Annotated in this window: 18 protein-coding genes, 3 tRNA genes and 1 pseudogene; 3 read left to right on the forward strand and 19 right to left on the reverse strand. The window is 39.9% G+C overall.

The genetic code is table 11. The features are described from left to right. Nucleotides 1-6: 6 nt before the first annotated feature. From PAARA_RS12260 to PAARA_RS12320, 13 genes are all read right to left on the reverse strand, one after another. Nucleotides 7-82 (reverse strand) — tRNA-Lys (locus PAARA_RS12260). A 64-nt stretch (nucleotides 83-146) separates the two neighbouring features. Beyond that, nucleotides 147-222 (reverse strand) — tRNA-Lys (locus tag PAARA_RS12265). Nucleotides 223-390: 168 nt separating this feature from the next. Further along, nucleotides 391-1,140 carry a tol-pal system protein YbgF gene (gene ybgF, locus PAARA_RS12270; RefSeq protein WP_062569300.1) on the reverse strand — a complete coding sequence of 250 codons (750 nt, stop codon included), beginning with the start codon at nucleotides 1,138-1,140 and terminating at the stop codon, nucleotides 391-393. Nucleotides 1,141-1,152: 12 nt separating this feature from the next. Further along, nucleotides 1,153-1,695: a peptidoglycan-associated lipoprotein Pal gene (gene pal / locus PAARA_RS12275; protein WP_062569301.1), complete on the reverse strand. Its 543-nt coding sequence runs from the start codon at nucleotides 1,693-1,695 to the stop codon at nucleotides 1,153-1,155. A 34-nt stretch (nucleotides 1,696-1,729) separates the two neighbouring features. Next, nucleotides 1,730-3,088: a Tol-Pal system beta propeller repeat protein TolB gene (gene tolB, locus PAARA_RS12280; RefSeq protein WP_062569302.1), complete on the reverse strand. Its 1,359-nt coding sequence runs from the start codon at nucleotides 3,086-3,088 to the stop codon at nucleotides 1,730-1,732. Nucleotides 3,089-3,097: 9 nt separating this feature from the next. Further along, nucleotides 3,098-4,036 (reverse strand): cell envelope integrity protein TolA, encoded by a 939-nt coding sequence (gene tolA, locus PAARA_RS12285; protein ID WP_062569303.1) that lies wholly within the window; start codon nucleotides 4,034-4,036, stop codon nucleotides 3,098-3,100. Nucleotide 4,037: 1 nt separating this feature from the next. Further along, nucleotides 4,038-4,463: a protein TolR gene (tolR, locus tag PAARA_RS12290; RefSeq protein WP_062569304.1), complete on the reverse strand. Its 426-nt coding sequence runs from the start codon at nucleotides 4,461-4,463 to the stop codon at nucleotides 4,038-4,040. Next, entirely contained in the window at nucleotides 4,450-5,154 is a 705-nt protein-coding gene (tolQ, locus tag PAARA_RS12295) for a protein TolQ (RefSeq protein WP_062569305.1), read from the reverse strand. The genes tolR and tolQ overlap by 14 nt, the downstream gene beginning before the upstream one ends. 1,069 nt (nucleotides 5,155-6,223) lie before the next feature. After that, on the reverse strand, nucleotides 6,224-7,228 hold the full coding sequence (gene ruvB, locus PAARA_RS12300) for a Holliday junction branch migration DNA helicase RuvB (RefSeq protein ID WP_062569306.1): 1,005 nt from the start codon (nucleotides 7,226-7,228) through the stop codon (nucleotides 6,224-6,226). A 7-nt stretch (nucleotides 7,229-7,235) separates the two neighbouring features. After that, complete coding sequence (gene ruvA / locus PAARA_RS12305) at nucleotides 7,236-7,856, reverse strand: Holliday junction branch migration protein RuvA (RefSeq protein WP_062569307.1); 621 nt, start codon at nucleotides 7,854-7,856, stop codon at nucleotides 7,236-7,238. A gap of 1 nt (nucleotide 7,857) precedes the next feature. Further along, nucleotides 7,858-8,382 (reverse strand): crossover junction endodeoxyribonuclease RuvC, encoded by a 525-nt coding sequence (gene ruvC, locus PAARA_RS12310; RefSeq protein WP_062569308.1) that lies wholly within the window; start codon nucleotides 8,380-8,382, stop codon nucleotides 7,858-7,860. Between the two features lie 134 nt (nucleotides 8,383-8,516). Continuing rightward, complete coding sequence (locus PAARA_RS12315) at nucleotides 8,517-11,018, reverse strand: ABC transporter permease (RefSeq protein WP_062569309.1); 2,502 nt, start codon at nucleotides 11,016-11,018, stop codon at nucleotides 8,517-8,519. Then, a complete protein-coding gene (locus PAARA_RS12320) occupies nucleotides 11,008-11,727 on the reverse strand; it encodes an ABC transporter ATP-binding protein (RefSeq protein ID WP_062569310.1) in 720 nt (239 codons plus the stop codon). The genes PAARA_RS12315 and PAARA_RS12320 overlap by 11 nt, the downstream gene beginning before the upstream one ends. On the opposite strand from PAARA_RS12320, the gene PAARA_RS12325 reads away from it, so the two are divergent. Both PAARA_RS12325 and PAARA_RS12330 read left to right on the forward strand, forming a co-directional pair. Next, entirely contained in the window at nucleotides 11,728-12,345 is a 618-nt protein-coding gene (locus PAARA_RS12325; RefSeq protein WP_062569311.1) for an arylesterase, read from the forward strand. It begins immediately after the preceding gene. Nucleotides 12,346-12,555: 210 nt separating this feature from the next. Beyond that, a tRNA-Pro gene (locus PAARA_RS12330) sits at nucleotides 12,556-12,632 on the forward strand. Nucleotides 12,633-12,951: 319 nt separating this feature from the next. On the opposite strand, the gene PAARA_RS12335 is transcribed toward PAARA_RS12330, so the two are convergent. Then, nucleotides 12,952-13,518 (reverse strand): hypothetical protein, encoded by a 567-nt coding sequence (locus PAARA_RS12335; protein ID WP_157066199.1) that lies wholly within the window; start codon nucleotides 13,516-13,518, stop codon nucleotides 12,952-12,954. Nucleotides 13,519-13,633: 115 nt separating this feature from the next. Between PAARA_RS12335 and PAARA_RS20790 the strand changes: the two are divergent. Then, nucleotides 13,634-13,811 (forward strand): annotated as a pseudogene (locus PAARA_RS20790) (IS4 family transposase); the annotation flags it as partial. A 105-nt stretch (nucleotides 13,812-13,916) separates the two neighbouring features. Here the strand turns inward: PAARA_RS20790 and PAARA_RS12340 are convergent. From PAARA_RS12340 to PAARA_RS12360, 5 genes are all read right to left on the reverse strand, one after another. Continuing rightward, nucleotides 13,917-14,507, reverse strand: coding sequence for a hypothetical protein (locus PAARA_RS12340; RefSeq protein WP_062569313.1), 591 nt, complete (start codon nucleotides 14,505-14,507; stop codon nucleotides 13,917-13,919). After that, nucleotides 14,507-14,809 (reverse strand): AHH domain-containing protein, encoded by a 303-nt coding sequence (locus PAARA_RS20795; protein ID WP_062569314.1) that lies wholly within the window; start codon nucleotides 14,807-14,809, stop codon nucleotides 14,507-14,509. Before PAARA_RS20795 ends, PAARA_RS12340 begins: the two co-directional genes overlap by 1 nt. Before the next feature lie 1,007 nt (nucleotides 14,810-15,816). Continuing rightward, nucleotides 15,817-16,527 (reverse strand): polysaccharide deacetylase family protein, encoded by a 711-nt coding sequence (locus tag PAARA_RS12350; protein ID WP_062569315.1) that lies wholly within the window; start codon nucleotides 16,525-16,527, stop codon nucleotides 15,817-15,819. Nucleotides 16,528-16,618: 91 nt separating this feature from the next. Beyond that, the gene (locus PAARA_RS12355; protein WP_062569316.1) at nucleotides 16,619-16,930 is read right to left on the reverse strand and encodes a hypothetical protein; all 312 of its coding nucleotides are present in this window, start codon (nucleotides 16,928-16,930) and stop codon (nucleotides 16,619-16,621) included. Nucleotides 16,931-17,046: 116 nt separating this feature from the next. Continuing rightward, nucleotides 17,047-17,334, reverse strand: coding sequence for a hypothetical protein (locus PAARA_RS12360; RefSeq protein ID WP_062569317.1), 288 nt, complete (start codon nucleotides 17,332-17,334; stop codon nucleotides 17,047-17,049). Nucleotides 17,335-17,359: the final 25 nt, after the last annotated feature.

The raw sequence follows: 17,359 nt of genomic DNA on the forward strand, positions 1-17,359 counted from the left end.
AAAGAATGGTGGGTCATGATGGACTTGAACCATCGACCAATGGATTAAAAGTCCACTGCTCTACCAACTGAGCTAATGACCCGCTCTGCTGCTTTATAAAAGCAATACGTAAATCCGCCGATTAAAGATTACCATTCAAAAAAGAATGGTGGGTCATGATGGACTTGAACCATCGACCAATGGATTAAAAGTCCACTGCTCTACCAACTGAGCTAATGACCCGCTCTTTTTGCCGCACTTTGGCTGTTGTTACCAATCGCCTGCTGCGGGCGCTTATAATACTTATTTAAATGCTGAGTGCAACAGAAAATATCTCTTTTTTTAAGTTTTTATGTCTAGTTGCCTAATTTTAGACCGCTTATATCAAAAAGCAGTCTAATCAGGTCAAATCTACATTTGCGACAAACGTTCTGTGGCTAATTTTGCAGCAGTCGTACTTGGGTACTGGTTAATTAAATCATTAAAGGTTTTTAGTGCTTGTTCAGCTAAACCTTGATCCGCTAACAGATTTCCTAATTTTAACATGGCATCAGGACGCTTGTTAGAATTTGGGTATTCATTTACAACCACTTTAAAGTGCTCAGTTGCACCTGTCGGATTATTTTGAATAGTTAAAAGCTGACCTAACCAGTAGTGTGCGTTTGAAGCGTAGACTGAATTAGGGTACGTCGTTAAGAAGTTTTGAAATTCAGGGATCGCTTGTTCATAACGCTTATCTTTCATTATTAGCGCTACAGCACGCTCATAAGCTTCGTTTTCAGATAAATCTGAACTGATTGCTTGAGAAGCATTAACATCAGTAGATGGAGCTTGAGTCACGGCCGGTTGAGAGTAAGCCTGACTGACACGGTTTTCAATTTCTTGATACAACTCACGCTGACGCTGTAAAACTTTCTCGAGCTTATAGCTTTGCTCTTCTGTAATACCACGTACCTGACTTACTTCGTCTTGCAAAATATTAAGCTGTTGTTGAAGTTCAGCTTGTAATAAATTGCGAGACTTCATCATATTCTCTAATGCAGATAAACGTTTCTCGATACTCGATTGCGAGCTTGCAGCTTCTGAAACAGGAGCGGGAGCAGCCCATAACTGAGTGCTCCCGCTTAAGATCATTGCTGCCAAAATAATTTTCGGCTTCATAATGTCTCTTTCTTAGTAAACTAATACTGCACGACGGTTCTTAGCGAACGCTTCTTCAGTGCGAGATTTAACCATAGGCTTCTCTTCACCGTAGCTCACTACTGACATTTGGCTAGCAGATACACCTAGACTTTGTAGGTATTTTTCAACTGCTTGGCCACGGTGCTCACCTAGAGCAATATTGTATTCTGGTGTACCACGCTCATCCGCGTGACCTTCGATTAATACTTTAACAGAAGGATTTTGTACTAAGAATTCAGCGTGTGCTTGTAAAAGCTCAGCGTATTTGCTTTGGATTTTTGCGTTATCAAAACCAAAGTAAATGATTTGCTCTTGACGTAAAGCTTCATACTTCTCACGAAGTGCTTCTTCAGCTTGTTGCTCAGGAGTAAGCGTTGCAACTTCAACTGTATCATTGTTGGTTGTTTGCTCAACCGCACCTTGGTTAGATTGGTTTGCAGCACCTTCGTCAAGATCAGAAGAAGAGCTACACGCTGCTAATGTCATCACTGGCACAGCAATTAGCAGGCCTTTTAGTGTTTTATTAAGTTGCATTGAATTGATTCCTATATTGAGTAAACCAGTAAAATTACTGTAAGTAAGGCGACCAAGCTGGTGCCTTCACTTGTCCGTCAAGCACAGGTAAACGTGCCTTAAAGCGACCATCCATAGAGACTAAAGCCAGAACCTGCTTATTGTTATGTAGCGTACTATAAATAATCATCGAGCCGTTTGGTGCGATACTCGGTGATTCATCCAGACGTGTTCTTGTTAGTACCTGGAACGCACCTGTAGCTAGCTCTTTCTTAGCAAGATGGTATTGTCCATTAGTACGATTTACCATCACCAGTTCTTTTCCGTCAGGTGAAATCGAACCTGCTAAATTCATATCACCATCAAACGTCATTCGTTTAGCCCTGCCTGTTTTTAAATTTAACTTATAAATCTGAGCATTACCACCCCTTTCAGACGTAAAGACAATATCTTGTCCATTTGGGAACCAAGATGGCTCAGTATCTATACTACGATGGTTTGTTAAACGTCTTTCTTGGCGAGTTGCTAAGTCAAGTAAATAGACTTCTGTGGCACCTGTGCGGTCTTTAGAAAGCACTAATAATAGCTGTTTACCATCAGGTGAGAACTGAGGTGCACCGTTAATACCTTGGTGGCTTGTAATTAACTCACGCTTACCTGAGTATAAGTCTTGAATATAAATTTGGCTTTGGCGGTTTTCAAATGTTACATAAGCAAGCTTAGTTCCATCTGGCGACCATGCTGGCGACATTAATGGTTCTTTTGAACGTAGTAATACTTGTTCATTAAAACCGTCGTAGTCTGCAACAACTAATTGATATGGTTTTGCATCATCTTCACGAACGATAACATAGGCAATTTTAGTTAAAAACGCCCCTTTTTCGCCTGTAAGTGCTTCATAAACGACATCACTGATACGATGTGCATAACGGCGAAAACCACTTTCTGAAATAACACTCTCACGGGCATCTAAAACATGATCTTGGCTTTGCATTAACTTGCCGTTAGCCATCATTTTTGTTTGGCCGCCAGTAATTTGGCCGCGAATTACATCAATTAATTCATACTTTACTAAGTAACGTCCACCCGGTTGCTGCTCTACTTGACCAACCAGTACGGCTTCAACGCCTTTATTTACCCATGCGCCATAATCTACATCGGCATCTTTACCTGGTAACTGTGGCATGGTTGATACATCAATAGGTTTAAATTTACCGCTGCGCATTAAATCCGCAGAAATAACAGCGCTTAATTTTTCAGGGATAGGACCTACACCTTGATATTTGAATGGTACGACTGCAATTGGACGCGCGCCGTCAATACCTTCAGTAATCACTATTTCAAGTGCAGCACTGGCAATGCCATGAAAGCCCAGTAATACAATAAAACATACAGTTTTTATCTGGTTAAACATATCATTCCTTTAGAATTCAGGCTTAATTGTTAAGTTAATATTTTTCAGTTGCTCAAACACATCTTTATCTGGTGAAACTGGTAATGTATCAGCCATGCGTACAGCACGTAACGCGGCCTCACATACCAACTTATCGCCACCAAGAGACGTAACTTGTGTTACAAGCCCATTAAAGCCAAGTCGAATATTAACGCGACATTGCTTATTCTTCATCTTTTCATCGATAAGTAAAGTTTGCTGAATACGCGCCATAATTAACGCTTTGTATTTATCAACTTCACTAACAACTTGTTGCTGACGAATTTTATTTCGTGCAGCTTGCTCAGCTGCTAACTGCTCTTGAAGCATTTGCTCTTGCAGCGCTTGCTGACGTTTGCGCTCGGCTTCAGCTTCTTTACGTTTGCGCTCAGCTTCTGCTTCTGCCGCTTTACGCTTACGCTCTTCTTCCGCTTTTTTCAGCGCTTCTTCTTCAGCTTTACGCTTATCTGCAGCTGCTTTTGCTGCGGCTTCCGCTTCTTGCTTTTGCTTTTCAGCTTGCTTAGCTTTCGCTCGCTCTTTTTCTTGAATTTCGCGCGCTTTTTTAGCTTGAGCTTCTGCCTCTGCTTTTTCTTTTTCTTTAGCACGGCGTTGCTGTTCTAGCTTTTTAAGACGACGGTCTTCAGCCTCTCGTTGTTTTCGAGCATCATTAGCACGACGCTCAAGGTCGCGAAGTCGTTTTGCTTCCGCTTGCTTTTTGGCTTCTTCTTGCTTTTTAAGCTCGGCAATCTTTTGTTCAACCTTTTGTTGATCAACAGTCACCGCCGATACTGCTTTTTCTGGTTCAGGCAAAGCAGTGTTCAGTGTCACTTCCATCACCTTAGGTGCAGGCATGTGGAAATTAGCTGACGCAACTAAAAAAACGATAATAGCAAGGTGCAAAAGAAGCGATTTAATTACTGATGCACGCATACTAACCCTCAAACGATTCAGTCATTAAACCCACTGACGGCACACCGGCGTTTTTCAAAAAGTCCATAAGCAGCAGTACTTCTTGATAAGAAACTTTGCCCGAACCTTTGATCATCACTGGCGTATCTGGATTTTTTTGCAGTTGTAATTTAATTACCGCTGCAACGTCCAACGCTTCCATAGGAGCTTCTGGATCTGTGCCGATACTTACATAATACTTACCTTCAGCGTCAATTGACGCAATAATAGGCGGCGTATCTTTTGTATCAACAAGATCAGACTCTTCCATTTTCGGCAAATCAACTTTTACGCCATGAGTAATAAGCGGCGCAGTTGCCATGAATATAATAAGCAGTACTAACATCACGTCAATGTAAGGTACTACGTTTATCTCACCTACTGGGCGACGTTTTTTACGCTGATACATTCGCTTTAGCCTCTATTTGCGCAGCTGCTTGGCGGTGTAAAATATTGGCAAACTCTTCCATGAAGTTAATGTAATTACCCTCAAGCTTTTCAACTTTATTTGCAAAACGGTTGTAAGCGATAACCGCTGGGATTGCCGCAAATAAACCCATTGCCGTTGCAATCAGTGCTTCTGCGATACCAGGTGCAACCATTTGTAATGTAGCTTGCTTAACTTCGCCTAATGCAATAAATGCATTCATAATACCCCACACAGTACCAAACAGACCTATGTATGGACTAATAGAACCTACCGTTGCTAAAAACGATAAGCTTGATTCTAATTTTTCTATTTCACGAGATAAGGCGACGCGCATAGAACGATGCGTACCTTCCATAACGATGCCAGCACTTTGGAATGTTGTTTTTTTATGGCGTGCAAATTCTTTGAAGCCAGCAACAAATAATGATTCAACACCAGTTGTGCCGCCAGGTCTTGCTGAAACTTCGTTATATAGTTTACTTAAGTCAACGCCAGACCAAAATTTTTGCTCAAAACGCTTAGCGCCATTTTGTGCATCAGAAATCGCTTTTTTACGTTGAAAAATAATTGCCCATGACATGACCGACATACCGACTAATGCCAACATAACTAATTGGACAAGTACACTGGCTTCTAGAATAAGATCTAAAAAATTAAGCCCTGATCCCACGTTAAACTCCTAAAATAGATTTCTATATAATTTGTTATACTTATTACACTTGTGTTAGTTGACCATCATAATGGTCAAAAGTTACATCTAGTGTATCTAGTCAGTTATGAACTGACAACGCCCTTGCTGTGAAATAGCTACAAATAACGGTGAAAAGCAAATGCTTTAGTTATTTTTTAACCATTTTGTTCACGACTCCAAAAGCAGGACTTCCCTTTTAAAACTAAAATGCATCTACACGGTGCTTAAAAATATAACTAAACTTGGTAAAATACGGCGTTTATTCACATTATGCGCATAAACACCCAAAACACTATTCACCAACCTAGCACAGAATACTTAAACTAATCCTGAACAAAATGAGCGTTAATTATAAAAATCTTTTTATTCATCAACTTATAAAACTAACAACGAATAAGCGAACAAAAAGAAAACAATAGAAAATAACGCTGCTATTAGTTTTTTTTATCTGAAAATAAAATTTTTCTAGTTTGAAGAAAAACTCACAGTTACGTATTATACCCACATACCGAGCTAACAACCTTTGAAAGCTTCTTTCATTAAGCTCCGTTTTTTGCAATATGATTATTTCGTATTGCCTAGTTAGCTTAACTTGGATAAAACCTTTTTAAGCTGGCTGTAGTTCCCTGAATTACTTCCTTCAACTTGTTGTTTGCCCGCATCGTTATGCGGGCTTTTTTTTGCCTACACAAAACGAAAAGACATTACCGAAAATTAGCTTAACTGTATGTGAATTAAATAGCAGGAAGGTATGATGCTTGTTAGATTCTGCATCTAAAATAATTTGCGTTAGCAATATAGAGGGATAATACCAATTCGCTTAATTAAGTGGTCTATTTTGAGGCAATAAAACCTCGTTGATAGCAAGGCAAAAATTTCGTTATTTAGTTGTTCTAAATCAGAAATTTTTAACGCCGGTAGCGACAGGTTTAATCCCTCAAAATGATTAAGTATTATTGCGGATTGGTATAATGTTCACTGCCCCTTTTAGGCTCCTTTTTAGATTTGTTTCAAGATTAAAAAACCCCGCATATGCGAGGCTGAGCTTTTATTTGTCTGGAGTCAGTCCAAAATGAAGGTAGGCTATATCGGACACTAACCTTCCACGGGGAGTACGTTGTATAAAACCTTGCTGAATTAGAAAGGGCTCAATCACATCTTCTATGGTTTCTTTTTCTTCGCCAATGGCCGCCGCTAAATTATCAAGCCCAACTGGGCCACCCATAAATTTTTCGATGATAGCAAGCAAGTATTTACGGTCCATGTAATCAAACCCGCTTTTATCTACATCAATCATATCAAGCGCTTGTTCTGCCACATTGGCGTTAACCTTGCCGTCAGATTTCACTTGAGTGTAATCACGTACACGACGTAACAACCTATTAGCAATACGTGGTGTACCACGTGAACGTTTAGCGATTTCTGCTGCGCCTTCATCGCACATGGTTAAATCTAAAAAGTGTGCTGAACGCGCTACAATTTTTGATAAATCTTCAACTGAATAAAACTCTAAACGCTGCACAATACCGAAACGGTCTCTAAGTGGTGATGTTAAAGAGCCTGCGCGTGTTGTTGCGCCAATTAAAGTAAATGGCGGCAAGTCGAGTTTGATTGAACGCGCGGCAGGGCCTTCCCCAATCATAATATCGAGTTGATAATCTTCCATCGCAGGATAAAGGATTTCTTCGACTTGTGGGCTTAGACGATGTATTTCGTCAATAAAGAGTACGTCACCTTCTTCAAGGTTCGTTAACAACGCAGCTAAATCACCTGCTTTTTCAAGCACAGGACCAGATGTCGTTTTAATATTAACGTTCAATTCGTTGGCAACAATATTTGCAAGTGTGGTTTTACCAAGACCTGGCGGACCAAAAATCAACAAATGATCGAGCGCTTCACCACGATGACGAGCAGCTTCGATAAAAATTTCCATTTGTTGCTTAACATGTGGCTGACCTGTGTAATCGTTTAATAGTTTTGGTCGTATAGCTCGATCAACACTGTCTTCATTACTTTGCTCACTGGCATCTATTAAGCGATCTGCTTCAATCATGGTTTACTCACAACATCGATTTTAGAGCTTCTTTTATAAGAACCTCAGTCGTCATATCTGGTTTATTTACCGCTTTTACTGCTTTTTGCGCTTGCGGCAGTTTATAACCAAGGGCAATAAGTGCTGACACAGCATCATCTGCTGCGTTGTTGGCTACAAGCGTATCATTACTTGCAGGCTCAATAATGGCATTATCGCTAAATGGCGTGAATAAGTCATTACCCCAATCTTTTAGCCTATCTTTCATTTCAAGTACTAAACGCTCTGCTGTTTTTTTACCCACACCAGGAAGTTTAACAAGCGTTGTTGCATCTTCGTTATTTACACATGTCACAAACTGCTGTGCAGACATACCCGACAAAATAGCAAGGCCAAGCTTTGGACCCACACCATTGGCTTTTAGAAGCTCTCGAAATAACGCACGCTCTGTTTTGTTATTGAAACCAAATAACAACTGCGCATCTTCACGCACCACAAAGTGAGTGTATATAATAGCTTGCTCACCAACCGCAGGGAGGTCATAAAAGCAGGTCATCGGCATTTGTACTTCGTAACCTACGCCGCTTACTTCAATTAAAATTTCAGGCGGTTGCTTTTCAACTAGCAAACCATTCAATCGGCCTATCATATTACTTCCTTAATCGTCCTCTTACGGTCTTGCTCGCACTGCCCGCAAGTTTTATTAAATTTTGTTCTGAGTGAGCATGACAAATAGCAATAGCCAATGCATCAGCCGCATCGGCTTGTGGTGTGCCTGGTAATTTTAAAATATTTTTAACCATGTGCTGTACTTGTGATTTGTCGGCACCGCCATTGCCTACCACCGCTTGCTTTATTTGTCGTGCCGAATATTCAAATACCGGAAGTTCAGCCATAGATGCACCAACAATCGCCGCACCACGAGCTTGACCTAATTTAAGAGCTGAATCTGGATTGTGAGCCATAAATACTTTTTCGATAGCAAAACTATCGGGCGAAAATTGCTCAACTAACTGACTGATCCCTTGGTAAATCATTTTTAATCGCACAGGAAAATCATGCTCAGCTAGCTTAATACAACCACTCCCTAAATAAGTAAATTTAGCGCCTTGGTGTGCTATTACGCCATAACCTGTTAAACGTGAACCAGGATCAATTCCTAAAATAATTGCCAACTAACTGACCCATTTTTTTCTTTATTCAATAGCCTTAATAATGCCAGAGCACTGTATAAATTACCAGTAACCAATTGCAAAACATAAAAAAGCCCGTATACACGGGCATTTTATAAACATTATTGAGCTTTATATCACCCTAGTGCACGCAGTAACCCTTGTGTATTTTTACGCATTGTTCGCGCTATCATCAAATAGCCTAAACTAGCTACAAAGACACCACCAACAATAGGGCCAATTAACCAAATATGAGGGTGTAATTTACCGGCAAGGTCAAACATTTGCTGTTGTACTATTAATAAAGCAATATCACTCACAATGGCAGCTACCCCACCCGCGGTTAAGCCTAATAATAAAAACTCATACAAGGTGGCATTTTTAATAAGCCGCCCTTTTGCACCGAGAGTTCTTAATATAACAATCTCTTGCATCCGTTCGCCCAAGCTCGCTTGCACCTGAGATATAAGTACTAAAGCACCACACACCACTACAATAGACAATACAAAACCAATCGCAAGAGATACCTGCTCTATGGTTGAACGGATCTGTTTAATAAAGCTTTCAACATCAATCACATTAACCGTTGGATATTGGCGCATCAGCTCATTAAATTCCCGCTTTTGATGTTCTTTAACACTCACCGACGAAATATACGTTGCTGGGAAGCTCTCAAGTACATCTGGGCTTAAAATAATAAAGAAGTTTGGTTTTAATGTGGTCCAGTTAACTTTACGTACACTGGTAATTTTTGCATCGAACGATTGCGCACCAATCAAAAACGTTAATGTATCACCTAGTTTTACATCAAGGCGTTCAAGCATAGACTCCTCAACCGAGGCCTCTGCCACTGAGTTTTGTGTAAACCACTGACCCTCTATTAACTCATTTTGAGCAGGTAAGTCTTCTCGCCAAGTAAGGTTTAATTCACGGCCGATACCTGAGCGTGCCTCTTCATCTTTTTTCTCGTTATCTTGCTGTGATACTTCACGCGCAACTAGCTCACCGTTCACTGCATTAACACGGCCTCGTACTATCGGGTAAAAATCAGAGGTGGGCATGTCGCGCTCTGCTAAAAAAGAGGTAATGGGTTCAAGTTCTTGCTCTGTAATATTCACTAAAAACGAGTTTGGCGCATCGACTGGAAGCTGCGACTGCCAATCTGAAATCATGTCATTTTTAAGCACAATTAAAAACAACAATAACTTAATAGCAAGGGCAAAACTTATCAGCTGTACTGCATTAGCATTAGCACGTTTTTGAATTGAAGCAATCGCAAGCGACCAACTATTACCAGGGCTTAGTCCTAGTTTACGACCACCACCAAAAATGAGTTTGGATAAACCAAATAAAAGCGCAATCAGTACCGTTGTCGAGATAAATAAGATAGCTGTGATCTTAATATTATTACTAAATAGCCACATTAATAAAAACACAGTTAGTGCAGACATTGCCAAGTGAACCTTGCTGGCAAGTAAACGATCTCCCAAATTACGGCGTAGTACGCGAAGTGGCGGAATATCAAACAAATCTAGCAAGGGCTTAATTGAGAACATTACCGCGCAAATAACCCCTGTACCAATAGCAATCAACCAAGGTTTCATACTTGAAGCAGGTAGTGCTGTGCCCATCGACTGTGCTAAATAATCACTAGCAATACTTTGCAGCGCAAAACCAACAACCAGCCCAACAACCACAGACATAAAGCAGACTAAGCTCAAATGCAGCAAGTAAATTTTACGGATTGTGGCACGACTGCCCCCCAACGTTTTCATCATCGCAACAGGGTCATATTGACGCTCGCAATAGCGTTTTGCAGATACAGCAATAGCCACCGCCGCTAATATAATTCCTAGTAAACCAGCTAATAATAAAAAGCTCTCAGCACGATTTAGGCTATTCGCAATGGGCGATTGTCTATCTTTAACACCATACCATTGCTGGTTTTCTTTCATTTGGGGCTTTAACCAAGCATAGAACGTGTTTATGCTCTCTTCATCACCGGCATAAAGCTGGCGATAAAAAACACGACTCCCAGGTTGAATAACTTGAGTGCTGGCAATATCTTGCTGATTAATTAAAATACGCTGACTACTAGAAAAGACATTAAATGGCGCATCTGGCTCTTCAGCTACTACATGACTTGCCACAAAAGTAGCCGCACCTAACTCGACCTTGTCACCAACCTGTATGTTCAATGCATAAAATACCGACTCACTAAGCCAAACCTCACCACGGTTTGGTACTTTATCGGTAATAAATGCCTCTCCTAACAAGCTAGTTTTTACTTTAAGTTGCCCTTTAAGGGGATAGGTGTTTGATACAGCCTTAACTGAGCCTAATTGCATTTCATCATTGGCAAACAGCATGGTATCAAAATAAGTGATTTTCGCGGTGCGCAGGTTTTCTGCTTGCGCTTTCTCTAAAAACTCAACAGGTAATTCATGATTACTGGCAAGGACGCGATCCGCCGCGATAAAAGCACTGCTTTTTTGTGCAATACTCTGTCCTATTCGGTCGGTAACCATAGACAGCGTTAAAACGGTCAGTACGGCCAAGGCAATAGCTGCACTAATGACCGTTAATTCACCGCGTTTAAATTCACGTGAAAACAGTTTAAGTGCTAGTTTAGCCCACATTCGCTTGCACTCCCTCTGACTCTTTTACTGTTACCAGTTTTCCCGCTTCAATGTGTAAAATTTGTTGGCACTTTTCAGCTAACTGCTCGTCGTGTGTGACCAGAATTAACGTTGTTCCATGTTCTTTATTTAACTCAAATAAAAGTGATTCGATTAACTTACCATTTTTACTATCAAGATTGGCTGATGGCTCATCAGCAAACAAAATTTTAGGCGTTCCTATAAACGCACGCGCAATAGCTACACGTTGTTGCTCACCACCAGATAATTGTGATGGGTAATGCCCCACTCGATGACTCAGCCCCACTTTTTCAAGTAGTGCAAGCGCTTGCTCTTTTGCATTTGAACTACCCGCAAGCTCGGCGGGTAGCATAACATTTTCAAGCGCAGTTAAGCTTTGTACTAACATGAATGACTGAAATACAAAGCCCACTTTTTCTGCCCGTAATGCCGCACGGGCTTCTTCATCTAATTCATGCAGCGCTAAGCCATCAAGGTGGATACTCCCCTGCGTTGACTGATCAAGCCCTGCAAGTAAGCTTAGTAATGTTGACTTACCCGAACCTGAAGTACCCACCACTGCGACTGAGTTACCTGACTTGACATTAAAGCTGATGTCACTGAGGATGGTTAGGTCGCCTTCAACCGTGGTGACCGTTTTAGAAAGTCCTTTAACTTGAATAATGTTTAATTGAGAAAGCGCTGACATATGATGTATCCAATCCTACGTTTTATATTCGTTTTACTGTTAGTAATCAAACCACTTACGGCAGCAGCTGACAACACAATTTTAATTTTAGGTGACAGTTTAAGCGCCGCATATGGCCTTAAACAAGAGCAAGGCTGGGTTAAATTGTTACAAGATAAATACGATGAAAAAGATCAATCTGTGTATCTTGTTAACGCCAGTATTAGCGGTGAAACCACAGGTGGCGCTCTTAGACGACTCGATGCCCTACTTGACGAGTTCGAACCCACCCATGTACTTATTGAACTTGGCGGAAATGACGGACTACGTGGCTTTCCAATCAAGCGCTTACAAGCTAACTTACGCGATTTAGTCAGCAAAAGCCAACAAGCGGGGGCTAATACAGCCATTATGGAAGTGCATATTCCACCCAATTATGGGCCACGTTATACCAAACTGTTTACTGGCAGCTTTGAAACCATCGCAGATGAAACAAACTCTGAGTTGTTACCATTTTTCATGCTTGAAATAGCTGCTCGCCCTGAGCTCATGCAAAATGACAACCTGCACCCTAACGCTGAAGCCCAACCCCTTATACGCGATATAATGTATAAAGAGATCAACCAATGGCTAGATTAACCTCTAGCCAATGCCCCTCATAATAAACCTCGTGCAATCGTGCAATCGTGCAATCGTGCAATCGTGCAATCGTGCAATCGTGCAATCGTGCAATCGTGCAATCGTGCAATCGTGCAATCGTGCAATCGTGCAATAATGAACAATAAACAGGCAAACAAACCTAAGGTGTATTGATTTTTATAAAAAAAGCCGTACTATAGCTCGCAACGTCGGCATATAGCGCAGCTTGGTAGCGCACTGTCATGGGGTGTCAGGGGTCGCAGGTTCAAATCCTGCTATGCCGACCATTTTTCTACACTCTATTCTCTAAATTGAAATCTATTCCAATAAACTTCATCCTTCACAATTCTTCGTTACCTTCCTTTATAGACTCATTTAAATTTTATCAGTATTGATATTATGTTTAAGAGTAATGGCGGGGTTAAAATTAGGGTTATTAGTACCTAACTAATTGATGTAGAGCTATTTAAAAAGCTCCCTAAAGGATGGTCACATTAAAAGCTGAGAACATTTAGGTGTACTTACATAAAGACATTGCCTTTAATAAATGCCTCAGCTTTTAAAATAATACGTTGATTAACCTATAGGTAGCGTCTTTTAAATTAACTAAAATATATTTAAGAGCTCAGTATCGAATCTAAGACCAGAAAAGTTATTTAGCTCATAACATTGCTTAAAATCTTCATTAGCAAACAGTGTTCTAGAACCTTGTAATTTTGACTTGAAAATTGGTTTTAATTGAACATCTTGAGTATCAAAGGCAAGGCTTTCAAGCCCATCTTCAAGACCTTCAGTGTATTTCAATATACATAATTGCTTATCCTCGAGGCCAAAGGTTAAACAATTGAAAAGGTAAAAATCAACACCTTCAACTTTTAAAGGCAAAAACTCTCCAAAGTCGCTTAGCAATTCATACATTTCATTTTTGGCACCCGCTGACATTACAAGATAAGTTCCCCAAAAAGAGATATCTGGATGTTGTCCAGCTTGTTTGTATTCTTTACTAAATGAGCATGAAGGTGTCACCCAAGTATTTAACAAGCTTTCGTTCGTTCTAGGCTGGCTTCTAACCAAGGATAAATCTTCATCTCCAATTATCTCAGCAAATTCAAAAATATCTAAATCAATGACTTCATAGCTATTAACCATTGATTTTAATCTATAAACATTCATACACCAGTCCAGTTAGTATCTTTGCTTTGTAATATTTTTTGCGGATGTGTCCCTGATTTTATTTCACGTTTAACAGTTTGTACCGTAATGCTCAAAGTTCCTTAAAATATGAAGGCAATCCCTGCGAATTTATTATGTAAGTTGTGCGGAGCAAGGAAACATTAAAAATAATTTAAGCTGGCACCTATTAACCAGCAAACCGATCACCAACAAAAAAAGATGCGTTAGCTATCATCACATATTACAAGCACCGGTCGTTGGTTGAAGGATACCATAAAGTCTGGAAAAGTGATGACAAGGATGGCTTAAGTTACAAGCCCTCTTTGAGGGCTACGATTTAGCAAAGCCTCTTGAGTTAGACTTGTATTCAAGAGACAGCAAAGTTTGTGTTTTTAAAACTAAACCACTTCAACTTCATTAAAGTGCAACCCTTTAACGTTATGCTTTTTAGTGAATGTATATAAGCTATTTTCCGCATCAGTTGTGAAGTATTGCAAACCGACTTCGCGTACTCTAAATAGCTCTAGGTTTTCAATGGCACTTTTTGTGAACACCATTTTCTTAAATTTCCTTACCCTACTTGGCTTACCGTTTCTCATGTTACGGATAGTAAGGTCTTCATTAAGCGCTTTGTCAAAACCGACTACATTAAATGCAATCCATTGTTCACCATCTAAATTACATACAAGTAACTCAATATTCTTGCCAAAATTATTTAAAAATAAATGTGAAAATTTTGGAGATACAACAAAAGTTGATGCGCCTAATCCAGCTATATCTGGTTTAGATAAATTTTGATTAACCGCACTCGGTTCAAGTAACCAATCTACGCCTAAGGTTCTCCAGCTTTCCTTCATGCTGCTACCGTCAAACAGCAACAATTGTCCTTCTGTTAACTGAATTGCTTGCTCGAAGCCTGTTTCGTTGAGCAGTAAGAATTCATCAGGATCGACACTAACACTAAATACTTTGTTAAATTTATCTGTCATTACACATTAGCCTGAGTTAAGGGTTTGGTAATAGGGAATGTACCGTCAACAAGCTCCTCCCCTATCTCTCGCAATATTTCAATAAGACCTTGCCGACCTAAATCATCCGCAATTGTTTCATTAAGTAAAAACTCTACATTAAAGTAATACTTACCTATGTGAATCTTTGAATGTGAGTAGGCATCTGAAAGAATATCCACTAGGACATGCTTTTGAAACCGAGGTAAATAAACACCATTCGCTTCGTGATCAATGTCTATACCAAAAGCAGCTAATCTCAGTCGTGAACGAGCTGCACGCATATCGTTCCAAGGTACTATATGATGAGCAGCCGTATCTTTAGGTTTTTCCGCGTCCTGACTTAGACATATTTCCAGCCAACTTTTCAGCGCGCTTTTTCATATGTTCCCAGCGAATATGGCGTGAATAAATTAAGTCATCAGCTGAAATTGTGCCACGCTGTTATCTAACACAATCAATAATTTCACCACGATAATGTATTGCGAATACTTGTGCCTGTGCTTTTGCTAAACCACGGTCACCTGTCACTGCAAACAGATCATCTTCCATCTCTTGGACTGTTACTTCTTGTATTTCCTGTCTGATATTAAATTCCTTTTAAATTCAGTTCCTAATATAGAGTTTTTAGAATCACCCTACAAGGTTCATGGCACACCTATATTTAATTATATTTTATAGTGTGTAGCATTTGTAACAAGGCTCTAAGCACTTGAATTTACTAAACTATAAAAATGAGAAAAAGTGCAATTTTAACTGTATAAAAAACCAGTAAAAATATATATTTATTGTTTAAATCCATATAGTTTAATAGTTATACTGGTAAATCATGGGGGGTCAGGGATCGCAGGTTCAAATCCTGCTATGCCGACCATTTTTCTACACTCTATTCAACAAGTTAGTTAACTTACCTATTTACTTTATCGCACCTTAACCCTGTGTTCTTTTATTTATATCGCACATTTATCGCATCATACTTAACTAAATTTATTTTTCGATTAGGTGTTGATTGGGGGATATATAGGAAGATAGCTAATGGCACCTTTCCTACCTTCCTCACAATAGAATTTCATAAAAGCTTCTCGGATAAATAATTTGCAAGAGACAGGCAATGGATTGTGGCAGGTCATATACAACCTTATGCTTTTAACAATGAGGTTGGAATTTTGCCCAACAGATAAGTTTGAGCGAGGAGCAGACGACCACTTCAGTGCGTTTTTCGACAAATAAAGTATTTATTCGGTAACGCCTGCAACAGCCAGGAGCGAAGCGAGTCGGCTGCTTGCGTTTGTTATGCATTTTTCCCTAACAACTGTGAGACCGTAACAAATTTGTAGCCCTTTGCTCTCAGTCCCTTAATTATTGGCCCTATAGCGTCTCGCGACTCTTTGTTTTTAGATCCCAAAACGTGTAAAAGAATAATTGAACCTGGAGTAGAAGATTTAACAACATACTCTGCGATAGACGCAGAACTTCTCGCAATTTCAGGATAGATTTCAGGCTCAACATTCCATGTGATTGTTTTTACTCCTTCCGACTTCAAATAATAAGGCAGAACAAAAAGCTTTTTACCATATGGAGGCCTAAAGTATATCTCACCCTTAAATCCAACTTGGCGGATTAAAGCTGTGGTGGAGTCGATTTCCTCCCTCACTTCATCAAACCCCATTAACATCATTCTTTTATGGCTGTACGAATGATTGCCTATCTGATGACCTGCGTTAACCAGATCTATAGCCGGCTGCTTGTTTTGTTGAATTCCCGACCCATTGAGGAAGAACGTACCCTTCACATCATGTTCTTCAAGGATATTCAACACTTGAGTGGTATATTTCGCCCCCCAAGGACCATCATCAAATGTCAATGCGATAATCTTTTCATTGGTTTCGACCTTTGCGGCTATCTCTCCAAACACCTGAAAAGTCCTTGATTTACTTATATTCCAGGCTCCAAAGATGATTACTACAGAAAGAATCAATATCGGCAGGTATACTCTTTTCAATGGTTTTCATCCTTATTTACATAACGCCCAAAGCAGCGACGCGTTAGCGCGTCCAGCCCGAAGGTCGATGCAGCATTTGTTTGTTATGTGTTTAACTTTCATTGCTGCCCTCGCGCCACAATTTAACAGCTTCAGTTGCTAACTCTGTTAACTCATTTGATACATCACGGCCTTTGTAGATTGACGATGTATCTTTGGCAATTGGAACTGAGTAATGAATATCGTGAGCTAGTTTATTTAGGTACTCCCGACCTCCATCTGTATACTGCGCCTGTTCCTTTTCATTTAGCCGAATCATGTACGTATAGCCAAACGCGCTCATATTGCAGTTTGCATCCAGGTACAAACCACCTTCATGCTCGAACAGAAACCAAGCCCAATTTTCAGAATCAATTACTTTCATACTAGTGACACATAGCGCCTTAAGAAACGGCGGAAAATAGCAGACTAAACTAAGCGAAAAATGAGCGCAAGCCTGCTGTTTTGCATCCACTTTTTAATTAATTTGTTATGTTTAAATTAACTTAAACGGGTAATTATTTTTGCGGCCAATTTTTCCATTAATTTGCTAGGTGCAAACGCTAAAAATAGGCCTATTATTGGAAATAAACAGGTAAATAGCACAGCCAATATTTTCATACTTTTGTCATTAGTCGAAATTCCGTTCACTTCAATTACGGCATTCGGATCGAGTACGGCTTGTACAAAGAAGAATATTAGTAGGCACCCTATTGGTATAAGCATCCCCCCAGCAAGCCTGCTAAGTCCAACTATGATATCAACTCTTTTCTTTAATTCTGCGTCCATACTCACTTAAAACATAATGCCCCAC

The organism is Pseudoalteromonas arabiensis (assembly GCF_001550155.1).
Classification (GTDB): domain Bacteria; phylum Pseudomonadota; class Gammaproteobacteria; order Enterobacterales; family Alteromonadaceae; genus Pseudoalteromonas; species Pseudoalteromonas arabiensis.

What these genes read in the sequence shown, in the direction of transcription:
- PAARA_RS12340 (WP_062569313.1), bottom strand. Translation starts at nt 14,507, where the DNA reads ATGACAGATAAATTTAACAAAGTATTTAGTGTTAGTGTCGATCCTGAT.
- PAARA_RS12315 (WP_062569309.1), bottom strand. Translation starts at nt 11,018, where the DNA reads ATGTGGGCTAAACTAGCACTTAAACTGTTTTCACGTGAATTTAAACGC.
- PAARA_RS12335 (WP_157066199.1), bottom strand. Translation starts at nt 13,518, where the DNA reads ATGAATGTTTATAGATTAAAATCAATGGTTAATAGCTATGAAGTCATT.
- PAARA_RS20795 (WP_062569314.1), bottom strand. Translation starts at nt 14,809, where the DNA reads ATGCGTGCAGCTCGTTCACGACTGAGATTAGCTGCTTTTGGTATAGAC.
- tolB (WP_062569302.1), bottom strand. Translation starts at nt 3,088, where the DNA reads ATGTTTAACCAGATAAAAACTGTATGTTTTATTGTATTACTGGGCTTT.
- ybgF (WP_062569300.1), bottom strand. Translation starts at nt 1,140, where the DNA reads ATGAAGCCGAAAATTATTTTGGCAGCAATGATCTTAAGCGGGAGCACT.
- PAARA_RS12320 (WP_062569310.1), bottom strand. Translation starts at nt 11,727, where the DNA reads ATGTCAGCGCTTTCTCAATTAAACATTATTCAAGTTAAAGGACTTTCT.
- pal (WP_062569301.1), bottom strand. Translation starts at nt 1,695, where the DNA reads ATGCAACTTAATAAAACACTAAAAGGCCTGCTAATTGCTGTGCCAGTG.
- PAARA_RS12360 (WP_062569317.1), bottom strand. Translation starts at nt 17,334, where the DNA reads ATGGACGCAGAATTAAAGAAAAGAGTTGATATCATAGTTGGACTTAGC.
- ruvA (WP_062569307.1), bottom strand. Translation starts at nt 7,856, where the DNA reads ATGATAGGCCGATTGAATGGTTTGCTAGTTGAAAAGCAACCGCCTGAA.
- PAARA_RS12355 (WP_062569316.1), bottom strand. Translation starts at nt 16,930, where the DNA reads ATGAAAGTAATTGATTCTGAAAATTGGGCTTGGTTTCTGTTCGAGCAT.
- PAARA_RS12325 (WP_062569311.1), top strand. Translation starts at nt 11,728, where the DNA reads ATGATGTATCCAATCCTACGTTTTATATTCGTTTTACTGTTAGTAATC.
- ruvB (WP_062569306.1), bottom strand. Translation starts at nt 7,228, where the DNA reads ATGATTGAAGCAGATCGCTTAATAGATGCCAGTGAGCAAAGTAATGAA.
- tolR (WP_062569304.1), bottom strand. Translation starts at nt 4,463, where the DNA reads ATGTATCAGCGTAAAAAACGTCGCCCAGTAGGTGAGATAAACGTAGTA.
- tolA (WP_062569303.1), bottom strand. Translation starts at nt 4,036, where the DNA reads ATGCGTGCATCAGTAATTAAATCGCTTCTTTTGCACCTTGCTATTATC.